The sequence below is a fragment of the Marinomonas rhizomae genome (genome assembly GCF_003315485.1).
In the GTDB taxonomy this organism is placed as follows: domain Bacteria; phylum Pseudomonadota; class Gammaproteobacteria; order Pseudomonadales; family Marinomonadaceae; genus Marinomonas; species Marinomonas rhizomae.
In genome coordinates this window covers 242,239-256,334 of record NZ_QNSE01000004.1, presented here as the reverse complement: position 1 = coordinate 256,334, position 14,096 = coordinate 242,239, and the positions used below count along the sequence as shown (strand labels likewise).

Genomic DNA, 14,096 nt, shown 5'->3' with positions numbered 1-14,096 from the left:
AGTGAAAGGTGCTTTAAATGAACACAGAATCTTCAGCTCAAGAAGTGGTTATTCACGAGCCTGCAATGATGTCGGCAATAAGAAATGGTTTGGGGGTGTTAATCGCCCTCGCTGCCATTGCTTTCGCTGCTGACTTATTCAGCCGCCTGGGGATAGCAATTTATACCGAGCAATATCTGGCCGTCGTTTTAGGAATCAGCCTCGCGTTGGTTTTTTTAAAACCTCAAGACAGTTTAGTGAAGTGCAGTCTCAATGGATTGATTGCTCTACTAGGCTTAATCACCAGCCTATATCTGGCCGTACAATACCCTGACCTTGTCGAACGACAATTAGATCTTCCTATCGATGCCCTAGTCGTGTCAGCCATTCTTTTTGGCCTGGTATTAGAAGGATTAAGACGAGTCGTGGGCGTTACTCTAGTTATTGTGGTTTTGCTATTTATGGGTTTTGCCCTACTGGGCAGCCACCTTTCCGGTCCTTTGCAAACTCGTGAAATCACTCTCGACAGACTGTTCGTTTATCTAGGTGTCGACACAAACGGTATGCTGGGTTTAACCCTAAATGTCGCTGCGACTATAGTAATTGGTTTCATTTTATTTGGACAACTCTTGCTACGCTCTGGCGGAGCCGATTTTTTTAACGATATAGCCTTAGCTCTGATGGGACGAAGAAAGGGTGGCTCAGGCAAAATCGCCACCATTGCTTCAGCACTCTTTGGCTCCATTTCTGGTGTAGTAGTGTCGAACATTGTTGCTACGGGAGTAGTGACCATTCGCATGATGAAGAAAGGCGGCTTTAAACCTCATACGGCCGCTGCAATAGAAACCGTGGCATCAACAGGTGGGCAGATAATGCCTCCAGTCATGGGCGCTGTTGCATTTCTCATGGCAGAATTTTTACAAATTGGCTACAGCGCAGTCGTTATTGCCGCCTTAGTACCTGCCATTCTGTATTATGCCGCACTGTATATTCAGGTCGACCTAGAAGCAGCAAAAGAGCAAATCAACCCCATTGATCCAGCCCTCATCCCCTCCAAAAGAAGAGTTCTAAAACAAGGTTGGATTTTCATTGTCCCTTTCGCTGCCGTGATTTTGGCTTTATTTACCTTTAACCAACGTCCAGAAACAGCGGCTCTTTGGGGAGCACTTGGTGCACTGATTGTCGGCCTTGTGAAAGGCTACAAAGGCAAACGAATGAACGCCAAAGACATTTGGGGGAGCCTAGAGGAAACAGGACATTCCATCGTCGATATCATCATGATTGGCGCCGCTGCTGGATTCATTATTGGCATTCTAAACATCACAGGTTTGGGCTTCGGTTTAACCTACTTCTTAGTGGAATTGGGCCAAGGTAACCTATTCCTTCTGTTAGTGATATCTGCGGTAGTCTGTATTGTGCTTGGCATGGGGATGCCAACCGTCGGAGTGTATTTATTACTGGCTGTTTTAGTTGCCCCTTCTCTGATTCAAGTAGGTGTAGAACCGATTGCGGCACATCTGTTTATCTTCTATCTGGGAATGATGTCTATGGTTACTCCACCCATCGCCATTGGCGCTTTCTTTGCCGCCAGTATCGCCAAGGCGAATCCGATGAAAACGGCACTCACCTCAATGAGACTGGGCTGGACGGCTTATATTATACCGTTCTTATTTGTCACCACGCCCTCCCTTCTACTGATCGGTGAAATATCACAAATCGTCATCACGGTAACAAGTGCATTGGTCGGTGTTTGGGCCGTATCTGTTGGCTTTGCGGGTTATTTCAAAAGCAAGCTTAGCCTCATCTTTCGGATCAATTTTGTTATTACTGGAAGCTTATTTTTGCTCCCTAATTTACAAGGTGGCGATACACCAACCCTGCCTAAAATAGCGGGATTTGGATTATTAGTGGTGTTGCTCTTAGTAACGTCTTTTATGAAAAAAACAAACTCACAACCTTCACCTGAAACCACTCAATCATAGGAAAAGTATCATGCAGCTATACCATTTCTTTAACAGTTCAACCTCCTATCGAGTGCGTATTGCTCTCGCTTTAAAAGGGGTTGATTACCAACACCACGGCGTCAATATTCGCATTGACGAGCAAGCTTCCGAGGAGCATATCAAACTCAACCCTGCTAAGGGGGTGCCGGTTCTCGTTACAGATGATGGCCAAACGCTGACTCAATCAATGGCAATCCTAGATTACTTGGAATGTTCGTATCCCGAAACGCCTTTACTGCCAGACAATACGTTAGCAAAAGCCAGAATACTAGAAGTCGCCCACATAATTGCCAGTGACATGCACCCAGTCAATAACTTGCGCATTTTAAGTTATTTAAAAAATGAACTGGGCATCAGCGAGGAACAAAAAGTTACGTGGTATCAACACTGGATCAATGAAGGCTTTACTTCAGTAGAAGCACTACTAACAAGACATGGCCACGGCTCTTATTGTTTTGGTGATAAAGCGACATTGGCAGATTGCTGTTTGATTCCACAAGTCGCTAATGCTTTGCGCTTTGGTTGTAATTTATCCGCTTTTCCTAAGGTATTAGCTGTTTATGATCACTGCCAACTGCAGCCTGCTTTCCAGCGAGCGGCTCCCAATCAGCAACCCGATTTTATCGCCTAACCACTATTAGACCCAAAACGAAATATGAGGAGAAGCACATGCACTCATTAGGAACCCTAGAGGATTTACCTCAATCCTATCGTGACAGATTAACCGAGTTAAATTTAGTACCACTGTGGCCCAACATGCGCGCAGTACTACCCCACAAAGTCCCAAGTCGTAAAACCCAAACATTAAATTGGCACTTTGATGACCTTCGTCCTTTGCTGATCGAAGCGGGCGATTTAACACCAATGGAAAAAGCCGAGCGCCGTGTTTTAGTCTTGGCCAACCCGGGCCATGGCTTAACAAACATGCAAGCAACACCTAGTATCTATATGGGTTTACAGTTAATTTTGCCGGGGGAAACCGCCCCAAATCATCGCCATACGCCCAATGCTGTACGCATCATTATTGAAGGCGAAGGAGCTACCACTATTGTCGATGGCGAGCCTTGTATAATGGAGCGTGGTGACTTGATATTAACGCCTTCAGGAAAATGGCACGAACACCAACATGATGGCAACGGCCCTATCATCTGGCTAGACATCTTAGATTTGCCATTGATCTATCAACTAGAAGGTTCTTGGGCAATAGAGGGCACAACACAAATCAATACTCTTAATCGTGACAAGTCATTTGCAGAATACAGTGCCGCTGGCGTGGTTCCTGAATTAGACTTCCAAAGAGAAAACACACATTCGCCCATGCTGCGTTACCCATGGACAAAAACTCGTGCTTGTCTTGTTGAAATGGCTGAACACTACAACAAACATCCTATCCGCATTGCTTATGTAAACCCTGAGACAGGGGCAAGTTTATTCCCGAGTATCGGCTTCGGTGCCATGATGTTACGCCCCAGCGAAACCCTATCTCTTCCCAAACGTACGACGGCTTGCGTATTCCATATCGTTGAAGGAAACGGTTCGATCAAAGTCGACTCCAATAGCGCGATTCAATGGGCAGAAAAAGACACCCTCAGCGCCCCAGGTTACACAGACATCACCCTTAACAACACTTCGGCAACCAAGCCAGCTTTCATCATTACCGCCGATGAAGCGCCGCTGCATCGCTATCTCGGCATTTTTTGATCCCTAATCGCTTTATACATTCATCGCTAATAAAAGGACAGAACCATGACAAACAAACTCGCATTCCCAGCCAAAGACGCCGTTCTAGCTAACATAGTCGGCACTGACGAGGTATTTCCAATTCATCGTATTTTTTGCGTAGGACGAAATTACCATGCTCACGCCGCTGAAATGGGTGTTGCAGTGGATAAAACCACACAAGAACCCTTTTACTTCATCAAGGACGCCAGCACGTATGTACCCAGTGGTATTAACATTGACTATCCACCGCAAACCACCAACTATCATTATGAAATGGAGTTTGTGGTTGCCATTGGCAAAGAAGGATTTAACGTCACTGAAGAACAAGCGGAAGATATTATCTTCGGTTACGCCTGCGGCCTAGACATGACACGTCGAGACCTACAGCTAAAAGCTCGTGAAACTGGACGCCCATGGGATTTAGGGAAAGACTTTGAAGAATCTGCGATTCTAGCACCGATCGTCCCAATCGCTAAAACCGGAGTGTTAACAGAAGGAAAAATCGAATTAGCAGTAAATGGTAAGACAAAACAAGCTTCAAATCTGAACCTTTTAATCTGGAACGTTCGTGAAATCATAGCGCACTTGTCTAAGTTCTATCACTTACAACCGGGCGATCTTATCTACACCGGCACACCAGACGGCGTTGGCCCTGTTCTGCCAGGTGATAGAATTATTGGTGCTATCGAGGGGGTTGGCTCTATACAACTGGATATTAATCAGAACTAGATCATATAAAAAAGGGTTGAAGCAGACACCTTCAACCCATTCATTAAAAAGAAGGCATTCAAAACCTACAAAATTCGCTTAAGCAACCTATCCGCCCGCGTGCGAATAACCTTCTTCAACAGCCTTTGAATTTTCACAGGGTAATCATGAATAGTTTCAAGCTGTTTATAAGAGGAAATTTGCTGCGTATGCTGATGAATATTGTCAAATTCCGCCGTAAACTTCGCAAGCAAATGCTGCTTTGGGTCTTCAATCAATAAACCATTTTCTAAATCAAGCGCCCAGGCTCTTGGGTTCACATTATTGCCCGTTAGCAACATGGTACAAGCATCTACCCAAAGCCCTTTTAGGTGATAACTATTGCTGTCGTGCTTCCATAAGTGAATCGACAAACCGCCCGACGCGATATAACCTTCATTAGCGTATGCAAACTTACGCAGATTCATCTCGTACAAATAGGGCAAACCACCAATGGCTTTAAAAGGCTTATCTGGTGCAATATAAAAATCGCTGGCCGTTTTATCCCCCACGACAAAATGAACCTTCACACCACGCTTAATAGCGCGCTTCACTTCTCTCAACACCACTTTGGGGAGATTAAAATACGGCGTACAAAGAACAATCTCCCGTTTTGCATCCGCCAAGAGCACGGTGATTTTTTGATTAAGCACATTGTTACGCTTACCCACGCCCACCATAGGCGTCACCGCCACCTGATGATCACCTACAGCCTGTTTTTCACCACTATAAAATGACTTGCTCAACGACATTCTAAACTGTCGAATCACCGATTTTAGCTCTTTCGTTGAAGGTAAATCCGCTTCAGCAAGATTATTCACCGCAGGGTGCTGAATCATCTCGTAACGAATAAATCTCGCCATACTATCTGCCAGCGATGAATTCTGAATAACATGGTAACGATCAAACCGATAACGATCTTGTCGGTGAAGATAGACATTATTGATACTGGCACCGCTGTAAATCACCGTATCGTCGATTACAAATCCTTTTAAATGCAATACACCAAACACTTCACGATTACGAACTGGCACACCATAAACAGGAATCGCATACTCATATTTATCCGCAAACGCCTGATACATAGCGGCGTTGCCTTTGGCTTTTTCTGCACCGATCAAACCGCGCTGCGCACGATGCCAATCCACACAAATAACAATGTCTAACTCAGGATTACGCTGCTTAGCTTCATAAGCCGCCGTCAAAACGTCCCTACCTGCTTCATCATTTTCAAGATAAAGCGCAACAAGATAAATTCTCGACGTCGCGTTATGGATCGCTTCTAACAAATATTCTCGAAAACTAAGGGCAGATTGCAGAACATGGAATTGGTCAGGTCCAACCGCAAACGTAGGCAATGAACCGAATAAATTTCTAATGGGCATAATACAGAGGTACTACCTTATTTTTAACTAACGACAGACTGTAACAAATTTGCCGATTTTTTTCCTAAAAATAATCGTCTATGTTCGAACGCCCTGAGTTGACAAATATCATCCACACCACATACCAAGCACCATGCACAATAAATATAACTTAAACCCTAACTTCTTCCATATCAGGCTGACTCTTCAAATACGCTTTCCAAGACAAATCAATCACCTTCACCTCATCTTCAATCCAATGCTTAAATGCCATCACCTTCTGATACTTAAAATGCGGCGCCGGCGCGACAAAGTAAAAGTCATATTGCGATTTCATGTAAATAGGCAGCGGGCAAATCAACTGCCCCTTCTCTATCTGCTCGTACACCAAACCGTAACGCATCATCGCCAGCCCCTGACAAGACAACAACGCCTCCACCAAAGAAGTCGAATCCGCCACATGCAAATGCGACTTCATCGGCATATCGTATAGATCTAAAAATCGCTGCAACACAGGCCAAACATGCCGAACGTCTGGCCCAGTATCAGTAATAACCGGAATATTGATCAACTGTTCTTTAATCGGTTCATCCATATGAATCATCGACGGATGACACACCAACACCAAATGCTCTTTGAATAAAAGCTGTGATTTTAGCCCAGCGTACTCGCCACGACCTAAACGAATACACAAATCCAAATCGCTATCCGCAAACGTCGATAACTCAATACTTGGGCTCAAGCGAAGATTAATCTCCGGCTCTTGCGCTTGAAACCCACCCAAACGCGACACCAACCAACGGCTCGAAAACGACGGTACCGAACTGATCACCAAAGTATTGGGATTCGGATCTTCCGTAATACCTTTTACACCCTCTTCTAATAAACCAAACGCCTTCTCAACATAATCAAACAAATACTGCCCTTCCGACGTCAGCACCACTTGGCGAGTGTGCCGTTCAAACAACTCAACGCTTAGCGCCTGCTCCAAAGTTTTGATCTGCTGACTCACCGCCGCCTGCGTCACAAAAAGCGACTCCGCCGCCTTCTTAAAACTCAACGACTGCGCCGCATAACGAAACGCCTGCAAGGATTTAAGCGGCGGCAAAGCTCGACTGGAAGACATGAAACACACCTTTTATAAGTAAGATTTTCTTAACTATAAAACACTTTTTCTCGTTTGTCGTAGTGCAATTAATAAACGATTATTTATCTACAGAGTATCAAAAACAGACAAACACAAGGAGCAACATCATGAAAAATGGCACACCAGAAACACTCAGCAACAACCCATCTCACCAGATAGACATAAGCCAATGCTGCAAAGCGACATTAGAAAACCTGAAAGAAAAACCATGGAAAGCAGCCATCAAAAAAATCGCCCATAACTGGCGTACTAGAAACCGACTTAGCCGTTTAAACGAAGCACAACTGAAAGACCTCGGCCTCACCGCTGCCGACGTGGATCACGAAGTAAGAAAACCGGTTTGGAAGTGAGTTTTTTGGTTAGGAAAGGAACAAGGGTGCTTGGTAGAGAGCCCTTGTTGTAGGGCTATGATTTCTTTATACCAAGTTGAGTTGTATTTTAACGTTTACATTTGCGGCTGATTACGATCACAGCGGAAAACCAAACCAGTCCGGAAAGATGTACTTATTCTCTGTACCAACACATTTTTGATCCGAAAGTACACAGGGCTCGTGCCCTAATAATATAATTGAGTCTTGGCAGAAATATTGACCATGCGAAAGACTTACAACCCAGAATCGTTAGTAGGGATTTCAGTTGGGGAAATACAATAAGTTTTATCCTCGATATGAAGCATATGAATCTTACTGGGCTCAATACCTTCGATTAAGGCCGAAATATTTACATCTTTTTTGTCGTAGTCTCTATCTTGTGAGATTGCCAGAATAACTTGCTTTCCTAGTTTCGAGCTATGGGATAATAGCTCTTTCATACTATCTACTCGCATCTGATGCTGACCAGGTTCATCCATTAACAGGAACCCAGGATGTAAAGACCCCATCTCCAGTAGGCAAAGATAATAAGACCAAATTGATCTTACGAAATCACTGGCAGATGAAACATATCGAATATATTGAGGCTCTTGCCCCTCAATAAAGACAATTGGCATGAGCCTGTGAGGAGCCTGATCACGGATAGTTATATTTTTTACGCCATTACTTTTATAGCCGAAGGAGTCTAGTAGTGAGATAAATGATCGTTTGAACTTAAGAATTGTTTCTTCATCAGTTGAGACTAAACCTTTAAGCCTCTTTTCTTCCCCGTCTAAAATGAAGTACTGTTTACTCAAATTTTTCATTCTACTCTTTGCGTATTTAAGGTAAGAGTTAAATTGCTTGATATCATTAAGCCGATGTTTTAGTTCTGCTTGGATCTCAAGTTCGCCTCTGACTGATTGTGAGCTTGGTGAATTTAAGTCTTTATGAATACTATCAAGCTGCGTCCGCTTTAATGCGATACTCTTATCATAATAAGCTAAAGCTGATACATACCGCTCTAGCACCGATTCAGAAGCTTCAATGTACTTTTCATATGTGGACTTTTGAGATTTAAGAAATGCAATACTCTTTTCAATAGTCTCTTTCGATAGCTCAGCATCTTTTTTATTTTCAACACTATTTTCACAAACAGGGCACTTAGATGTTGATAGACTTTCCCAATTTCTGCTAATGGATAACTTCTTAACATCTTGAAACCCCTGAATGTCATTTATCGTAGAAGATAATGAACTCTTGAAGCTGGCTAACTTTACCTTTTCCTCGTCATATAACCCTGAAGCATCATTCCTTTCCGATATGAATGTGGATAACGATTCTTTTATCTTTTCCCTCGTGCTAATTAAGTCTTTGGAAATATCTTTAGAAGTGTCCGTGAGTTCAATGCGTTTATCAGAATCATCAATTTCCTTTTGTATAATTTTAGTTATCTGACTAATCTTAATTTCTTTTCCATCATTGTTTAGTTCAGCTGCATATATTCCTTCGATTTTGTCATCTGTAATTGGCTTGTTCTTATCAAAAATCGACAAGTAGAGTTGAGTCGCTTGAGCTCGATATATTAGATCGTTATCAATTCGCTTCCATTCACCCTTAATCTGATTTTTATCAGCTTTAATTTGATCAAGCTTCATATTTAACTCTAAAGAATTAAGCCCAAGAGAATACTCAACAACCTTTTGTCTAGGGTCTTTAATACCGAAGCTAGGCATCATTGAGAATATATCTGACCACCCTTTTGTCTGCTCAATGAAAGCCAGTGAAAATACATTCTGCATATAAAGTGGCTTGGTCGATTCACCGTTAAAGGATTCGACATTAAAGATTTCTAACTCATTTACTTCTGCGAGCCATTGATAGAACCCTTGGTCACCGTGATCTCTTGCTGAATGAACAAACTTAGGCGTAGTTGTGATTCCATCGAATATTAGTATTTCATTGATAGTTATCTCATCGGATGAGACTATACGACGTGTAAGCGTGTATTGCTTACCGTTATTTGCAGTGATGATTAGTGAGCAGCTTGATTCATAAACATTGCAAGGGTGGCCTTCAAAATTAAGCACTTGATGCAAAGCAGGACTTAGTGCATTAATTCCCTTACTCCCCATTAGTTGTTCCATTCCTAGACAGTAATACATACAGCTAAGAATAGTGGACTTACCACTGGAGTTGTCACCTGTCAGAATATTTAGTCCGGGATTAAAACCATATTCAAAACCAAATGGCTTTAGCCCATCTTCTGTGCCTGCAAGAATTTTCGCTGATACTGAGTTGATGTGCATTTTATTAACTTCTAATAATTAGGTTATTAAATCTATTCTCAGGAATTTTAATTTCCTTCAAATATTCTAAATAGTTCACAAACGCTTGATGAGTTTCAACTGAGCTAAGGTATATATCGCCTTTATCGGTCGGTGAAATTCTAATTTCCTTAGATGCTTTATCTGTTAGCAACTCTATAAAGCCATTAGATTCAGCCATTATGAGCGATTTTTTAAAATCATTATCAATATTCCAAGAAGATAAAGTTATCTTTGAAGAAAATGCATTAGCTTCTAAATTTAAGGTTTTATCAAATATGTAGGTAAGCTTGATAAATGACATTGTCTTTGCGCTTCCAAGACAATATTTCAGTGCACCACAAATAATAGCAAGATGAGTTAGCGTGCTATTGTCAGGTGCGCTATCGAGGAATTGAGGTTTCAGCTGGATATCTATACTCATTCTTTAAAATCCAAAGTGCAATTTGCTAATAGTCGGGCAATTTCTCCAGCGGCTATAACAGAGCTACTAGATTTAATTGAGGTTCCATCTAGCTCATCTTTTAGGAGATCAGTAAGTTCATCTAGGATTTTATGGAAGCGCTCGTTACCTTGCTGAATGCTACTCACTTGGTATTTTTTGTTTCCAGATGCCCATATCGCTTTCGCATTCTCAATGAGATCACGATATGAACTGTGATTTCTGATTTTTGAATGTTCAATATCTTCCCAAACCAAAATGTCGTTTATAAATCCATCTAGGTCTTCAGGTGTCCAATCTTTCATAAACGAATTCATCTTTCTAGTGAGGTTTTCAACATCTCCATAGTCATTAGATTTTTTTCTTTCATCTATCATGCCTTGAGTAACATTTCTTCGAATATCAGCAATATTTAACTTCAATTGAGCATTGCCACCATGAAAATCTGCGATATTAATATTCGGTAGAAATGAATCTTTAATGACTTTAATGGATCGGCAATTTACGCCTGTAAAGTCATCCTTATCTATATTTTGAGCTATGCCAACCAAATAATTGTTGTCGGCTTCTTTTATGAAAATCCCGCTGCCTGAATATCCCCCAAGTACTTCTGCCCCTACGCTCCCTTTCATGTCGGCGTAAGCTTCCAGCGGAACCTTGAGGCAAAATGAACCTTCTTCATTGATAGAAGTGTCCAGATGGCAGGGAGTTACAGTATGGGCTCTTAAGGCTGGTGACTTTTGAGTTCCTCTGAAAGTATAGGAGTTTTCAGGAAAACTAATGTCTTCACAAAAGCTTATTTTAGGAAAATCTGGGAAATTGTGCGTCTTGTCTATGGCTATAACAGCAATGTCATACTCCTGAGTCGCTTTGTGTTCTCCTATTAAATTATCAAATTCAATCTTTCCATATTTTTCTGATATGCCATAAAACCCATCAAGTATTAAAGGTTTATTTAAATCTTGACATATAACATGAGCAGCACTAAAAACATAGAATACGCCATCAGCTTCAACCAATACACCTGACCCATGATAATTAACGGACTGATAGATCTTTACGCTAGTTTTTGGTAGTACATCTAATTCATTCATATTATATCGAAGCTACTTTGTTCAATTAGTTTTATATTGTATTTATTTTTTTCTTCTGAGCTAATTAATAGGCCGTTTCTAGCAGTAATTTCTTCAACTGGATAGTTGAAGAAAAAATTAATGGCATCATTACCGTTTCTGTCAACACTTAATGCTAATTTTGCTAGTGTTTCTCTGCTAGGGTGAAGACTTCGAGCCTTCCCACCATTGGTGCTCAATATATAGTTAGAACAACTAACAATTGCAACAAACTTATTAGATATGCTTGTTATACTTCCATGGTGTGAAAGCTTGATATAATCAAAAGTGTATTTTTTATCTTTTGAAAAACCTTTGGCTTCTAGGTAGTCAGTAACAACTGTAGGGTGTGCATCTCCTAGAAAAAGCAGATTTCTATCCTTGTATTTAAGTATGAAGGCTATTGATGCAACATTAGTGAAGTCAGATTTTTTGGACTTATACGCATCTTGATGATTTGCCAGAGTCTCAAGCGGAATGATAGTACCGGCCTTTGATATTGGGTCTGGAGTAGAAGATTCCCTAACGTCATTATATTTCCCGATAAAATATTCTAAATCTTCCTTGGAGGGCGAGATTATTTCTAAGCTAATATTCTCTGAAATTTTAACTGTCTCTCCTGCTAGGAGACTTTGATAAGGTAGCTCTTTCTCTTTAAGTAAGTTTTCCAGTGTAATTGCTTGATGAATAGATATGTCGCCACTCTCAGCCCTGACCTCATACGAGCTCGGTACATTTACGAACACTTTCCCAACAGTAAACCTGTGAGGAGTGTCTTCAATTAGAGGAATCGCACCATGAATATGGTCTTCATCTGAGTGTGTCAAAATTAGATAGTCAACACTTGAGGTCAATTGCTTAATGTTATTAAGGTAGGTAAGTTTGAAGCCACAGTCTAGTAATAATTTTCTTTGATCATCCATATCTTCAATTAAGAAGCTATCTCCACATTTTGCCGGTATGTTTGTAATTTTCAGCATAATATCGATGTACTATTACCATAAGAACAGATGAGTTTGCATTTGGTAACAATACTACGCACGGAGTATTCCTTTGGTTTCTTCGTTTTCATGTGGTCTCATCCATTTTGAAACTGCCGCTGTAGATCAATCATTTTACCAACATATTTGTGTTTCTTCACCAGAAAAACATATCTGGAAAAGGCCATCAGTTGATGCATTCACCCATTTGAATCCCATATAGGCCCAAGTGCTACATTCTTCACCCTTAGGACACACAGAACAATTAAGGGTTATACGGCAGCGTAGCTGCGGCTATAACCCACTGTTGAACGGCTGCGTTGTCTATATAGGGGATTTGCTTTTTTCATGGTGGGACTTCCCTGTTAAATAACTCGCTAAACTTCAGAGTCTGTTTGGACTATGCCGCTTCAGATCATCTTTGATCGCCGCTATGTTGGTTCTTCATTTGCTCTTTTGTAGCTCGATTTGACCCGCGAAGCAAGCAATTCCCTCGGGTCTTTTGACCTGATCCTTCTTAAATACTGATCTCACCGTGTGCTAACGCTAACTGCCATTGTTCCATGCCTGTATGATGCGAAGCCGTTTTGTTACTTTACTCTCAGAGACATCGCCAAGATAAACAAAAGAAAGCTTCGCTTTCGAGGCAGATCACGCTGCGCTCATCGTGCCCTACGTGTAAGTTTGTACGCGAGGTATTTTGGTGATTGATGTGGGACAAGGCGAACACCAAGAGCAAAGCTAATTGTTTTTATACACAGAGGATCTGTGTGCGACTTTGATCACGTTTATGATCAATACGTCATCTCTTATCTCATAGATGATCCGATATAAACCTTGCCTTACACGATAATTTTCTAAACCCGATAGCTTGATGCAACCTTCTGCTCTTGGGTTATCAGCTAGACTTTCAATTTTTTGAAGTATTTTGGGTACATCTTTTTTAGGAATACTCTTAAAATCTTTGCCAACTGACTTTTTGAAAGAAATCTTATATTTTGCCATTCGCTTTCAGCTCGTTTAGAAAAACTTCATAAGTCACTTCTGGCTCATTGACTCGTTCTGAAATGGCAGCAAGGTCTTCTTGATCTTCTCTCATAAGCAAACGAACCGCTTCATCAATTAGTTCTGAAATAGAAACATCTGATGATGCCGCTCGCATTTTTAACGCTTGATGGATAGCGGGTTCAAAGTAGACTGTTGACCGTTTTGATAAATTACTCATGTTACACCTCGACGATTCTTTTGGGGTTTTAACATTGTAGCATTATAACGTTAAAACATCAGAAAGCTAATTTATAAGAGCAAGACGAACGTCAAGAGCGAGGCCAAACGGCAATTAATAACAGTAACGTCGAGCGGTGGTGTTTGGTTTGCTCGCATCTCTGGTGAAGTCAGGGTCAAAGCCCTTTTCCATGAAGGCTTGTTGTTTTAAATAGTACGATGGAGGAAAAGGAGTTCGGACCCTTTAGGTTATTGAAGTACTTTCGATGCAAGTTTTATATTTTGCCATTAATTTTTAATTCACTCTGAAAGTCTTCATAAGTCATTTCAGGCTCATTTACTCGTTCTGATATATCAGCAAGATCTTCTTGATCTTCTCTCTGCAGCAAACGAACCGCTTCATCAATTAACTCAGAAACAGACACATCTGATGATGCCGCTCGCATTTTTAGCGCTTTGAGGGTATCTGGTTCAAAGTAGACAGTTGAACGCTTTGATAAATTGTTCATTTTACCTCTCAACGATTGTTATTAAGTCATAACATTGTAGCGCTATAACGTAAAAGCACCAAAGTAATAACCCCTCCCTCGCCCTCCCCTTGGAAGACATAAGGGGAGGGAATAATTACGTTGATGCGGAGCAAGGCGAACACCGAGAGCGAGGTCAAACGACAGTGTCGAGCGGTGGTGTTTGCCTTGC

The 14,096-nt window shown here is 41.4% G+C and carries 14 protein-coding genes; 5 read left to right on the top strand and 9 right to left on the bottom strand.

What is annotated here, in order from left to right; translation table 11 throughout:
* The first annotated feature begins 17 nt into the window (after nt 1-17).
* From DFP80_RS06335 to DFP80_RS06320, 4 genes are read left to right on the top strand one after another with little or no spacing between them, the layout of a single operon-like run.
* Nucleotides 18-1,961 carry a TRAP transporter permease gene (locus tag DFP80_RS06335; RefSeq protein WP_113915964.1) on the top strand — a complete coding sequence of 648 codons (1,944 nt, stop codon included), beginning with the start codon at nt 18-20 and terminating at the stop codon, nt 1,959-1,961.
* A gap of 10 nt (nt 1,962-1,971) precedes the next feature.
* Complete coding sequence (maiA, locus tag DFP80_RS06330) at nt 1,972-2,613, top strand: maleylacetoacetate isomerase (RefSeq protein WP_113915963.1); 642 nt, start codon at nt 1,972-1,974, stop codon at nt 2,611-2,613.
* A 38-nt stretch (nt 2,614-2,651) separates the two neighbouring features.
* Nucleotides 2,652-3,683, top strand: a complete 1,032-nt coding sequence (locus DFP80_RS06325; protein ID WP_113915962.1) for a cupin domain-containing protein — start codon at nt 2,652-2,654, stop codon at nt 3,681-3,683.
* A gap of 45 nt (nt 3,684-3,728) precedes the next feature.
* The gene (locus DFP80_RS06320; protein ID WP_113915961.1) at nt 3,729-4,433 is read left to right on the top strand and encodes a fumarylacetoacetate hydrolase family protein; all 705 of its coding nucleotides are present in this window, start codon (nt 3,729-3,731) and stop codon (nt 4,431-4,433) included.
* A gap of 65 nt (nt 4,434-4,498) precedes the next feature.
* Here DFP80_RS06320 and pssA read toward each other — a convergent pair whose 3' ends face one another.
* Nucleotides 4,499-5,836 (bottom strand): CDP-diacylglycerol--serine O-phosphatidyltransferase, encoded by a 1,338-nt coding sequence (pssA, locus tag DFP80_RS06315; RefSeq protein WP_113915960.1) that lies wholly within the window; start codon nt 5,834-5,836, stop codon nt 4,499-4,501.
* Nucleotides 5,837-5,987: 151 nt separating this feature from the next.
* Nucleotides 5,988-6,941, bottom strand: a complete 954-nt coding sequence (locus DFP80_RS06310; protein WP_113915959.1) for a LysR substrate-binding domain-containing protein — start codon at nt 6,939-6,941, stop codon at nt 5,988-5,990.
* Between the two features lie 128 nt (nt 6,942-7,069).
* Here DFP80_RS06310 and DFP80_RS06305 point away from each other — a divergent pair, with 128 nt between their 5' ends.
* Entirely contained in the window at nt 7,070-7,312 is a 243-nt protein-coding gene (locus tag DFP80_RS06305; RefSeq protein ID WP_113915958.1) for a DUF1127 domain-containing protein, read from the top strand.
* Between the two features lie 254 nt (nt 7,313-7,566).
* Here the strand turns inward: DFP80_RS06305 and DFP80_RS06300 are convergent, their stop codons facing one another.
* The 7 genes from DFP80_RS06300 to DFP80_RS06270 all read right to left on the bottom strand — a co-directional run bounded on the left by DFP80_RS06300 (nt 7,567) and on the right by DFP80_RS06270 (nt 13,906).
* A complete protein-coding gene (locus DFP80_RS06300; RefSeq protein WP_113915957.1) occupies nt 7,567-9,621 on the bottom strand; it encodes an AAA family ATPase in 2,055 nt (684 codons plus the stop codon).
* A gap of 4 nt (nt 9,622-9,625) precedes the next feature.
* On the bottom strand, nt 9,626-10,063 hold the full coding sequence (locus tag DFP80_RS06295; protein ID WP_113915956.1) for a hypothetical protein: 438 nt from the start codon (nt 10,061-10,063) through the stop codon (nt 9,626-9,628).
* Entirely contained in the window at nt 10,060-11,175 is a 1,116-nt protein-coding gene (locus tag DFP80_RS06290; RefSeq protein ID WP_113915955.1) for a S1 family serine peptidase, read from the bottom strand. The genes DFP80_RS06295 and DFP80_RS06290 overlap by 4 nt, the downstream gene beginning before the upstream one ends.
* The gene (locus DFP80_RS06285; RefSeq protein ID WP_113915954.1) at nt 11,172-12,173 is read right to left on the bottom strand and encodes a ComEC/Rec2 family competence protein; all 1,002 of its coding nucleotides are present in this window, start codon (nt 12,171-12,173) and stop codon (nt 11,172-11,174) included. The genes DFP80_RS06290 and DFP80_RS06285 overlap by 4 nt, the downstream gene beginning before the upstream one ends.
* A gap of 741 nt (nt 12,174-12,914) precedes the next feature.
* Nucleotides 12,915-13,178, bottom strand: coding sequence for a type II toxin-antitoxin system RelE family toxin (locus DFP80_RS06280; RefSeq protein WP_113915953.1), 264 nt, complete (start codon nt 13,176-13,178; stop codon nt 12,915-12,917).
* Entirely contained in the window at nt 13,165-13,398 is a 234-nt protein-coding gene (locus DFP80_RS06275; protein ID WP_110571844.1) for an RH3 domain-containing protein, read from the bottom strand. The genes DFP80_RS06280 and DFP80_RS06275 overlap by 14 nt, the downstream gene beginning before the upstream one ends.
* A 274-nt stretch (nt 13,399-13,672) precedes the next feature.
* The gene (locus tag DFP80_RS06270; RefSeq protein WP_113915952.1) at nt 13,673-13,906 is read right to left on the bottom strand and encodes a ribbon-helix-helix domain-containing protein; all 234 of its coding nucleotides are present in this window, start codon (nt 13,904-13,906) and stop codon (nt 13,673-13,675) included.
* Nucleotides 13,907-14,096 lie beyond the last annotated feature (190 nt).

Bases quoted from the DNA above. Each gene is read 5' to 3' on its own strand.
- DFP80_RS06335 (WP_113915964.1), top strand. From the start codon at position 18: ATGAACACAGAATCTTCAGCTCAAGAAGTGGTTATTCACGAGCCTGCA.
- maiA (WP_113915963.1), top strand. From the start codon at position 1,972: ATGCAGCTATACCATTTCTTTAACAGTTCAACCTCCTATCGAGTGCGT.
- DFP80_RS06325 (WP_113915962.1), top strand. From the start codon at position 2,652: ATGCACTCATTAGGAACCCTAGAGGATTTACCTCAATCCTATCGTGAC.
- DFP80_RS06320 (WP_113915961.1), top strand. From the start codon at position 3,729: ATGACAAACAAACTCGCATTCCCAGCCAAAGACGCCGTTCTAGCTAAC.
- pssA (WP_113915960.1), bottom strand. From the start codon at position 5,836: ATGCCCATTAGAAATTTATTCGGTTCATTGCCTACGTTTGCGGTTGGA.
- DFP80_RS06310 (WP_113915959.1), bottom strand. From the start codon at position 6,941: ATGTCTTCCAGTCGAGCTTTGCCGCCGCTTAAATCCTTGCAGGCGTTT.
- DFP80_RS06305 (WP_113915958.1), top strand. From the start codon at position 7,070: ATGAAAAATGGCACACCAGAAACACTCAGCAACAACCCATCTCACCAG.
- DFP80_RS06300 (WP_113915957.1), bottom strand. From the start codon at position 9,621: ATGCACATCAACTCAGTATCAGCGAAAATTCTTGCAGGCACAGAAGAT.
- DFP80_RS06295 (WP_113915956.1), bottom strand. From the start codon at position 10,063: ATGAGTATAGATATCCAGCTGAAACCTCAATTCCTCGATAGCGCACCT.
- DFP80_RS06290 (WP_113915955.1), bottom strand. From the start codon at position 11,175: ATGAATGAATTAGATGTACTACCAAAAACTAGCGTAAAGATCTATCAG.
- DFP80_RS06285 (WP_113915954.1), bottom strand. From the start codon at position 12,173: ATGCTGAAAATTACAAACATACCGGCAAAATGTGGAGATAGCTTCTTA.
- DFP80_RS06280 (WP_113915953.1), bottom strand. From the start codon at position 13,178: ATGGCAAAATATAAGATTTCTTTCAAAAAGTCAGTTGGCAAAGATTTT.
- DFP80_RS06275 (WP_110571844.1), bottom strand. From the start codon at position 13,398: ATGAGTAATTTATCAAAACGGTCAACAGTCTACTTTGAACCCGCTATC.
- DFP80_RS06270 (WP_113915952.1), bottom strand. From the start codon at position 13,906: ATGAACAATTTATCAAAGCGTTCAACTGTCTACTTTGAACCAGATACC.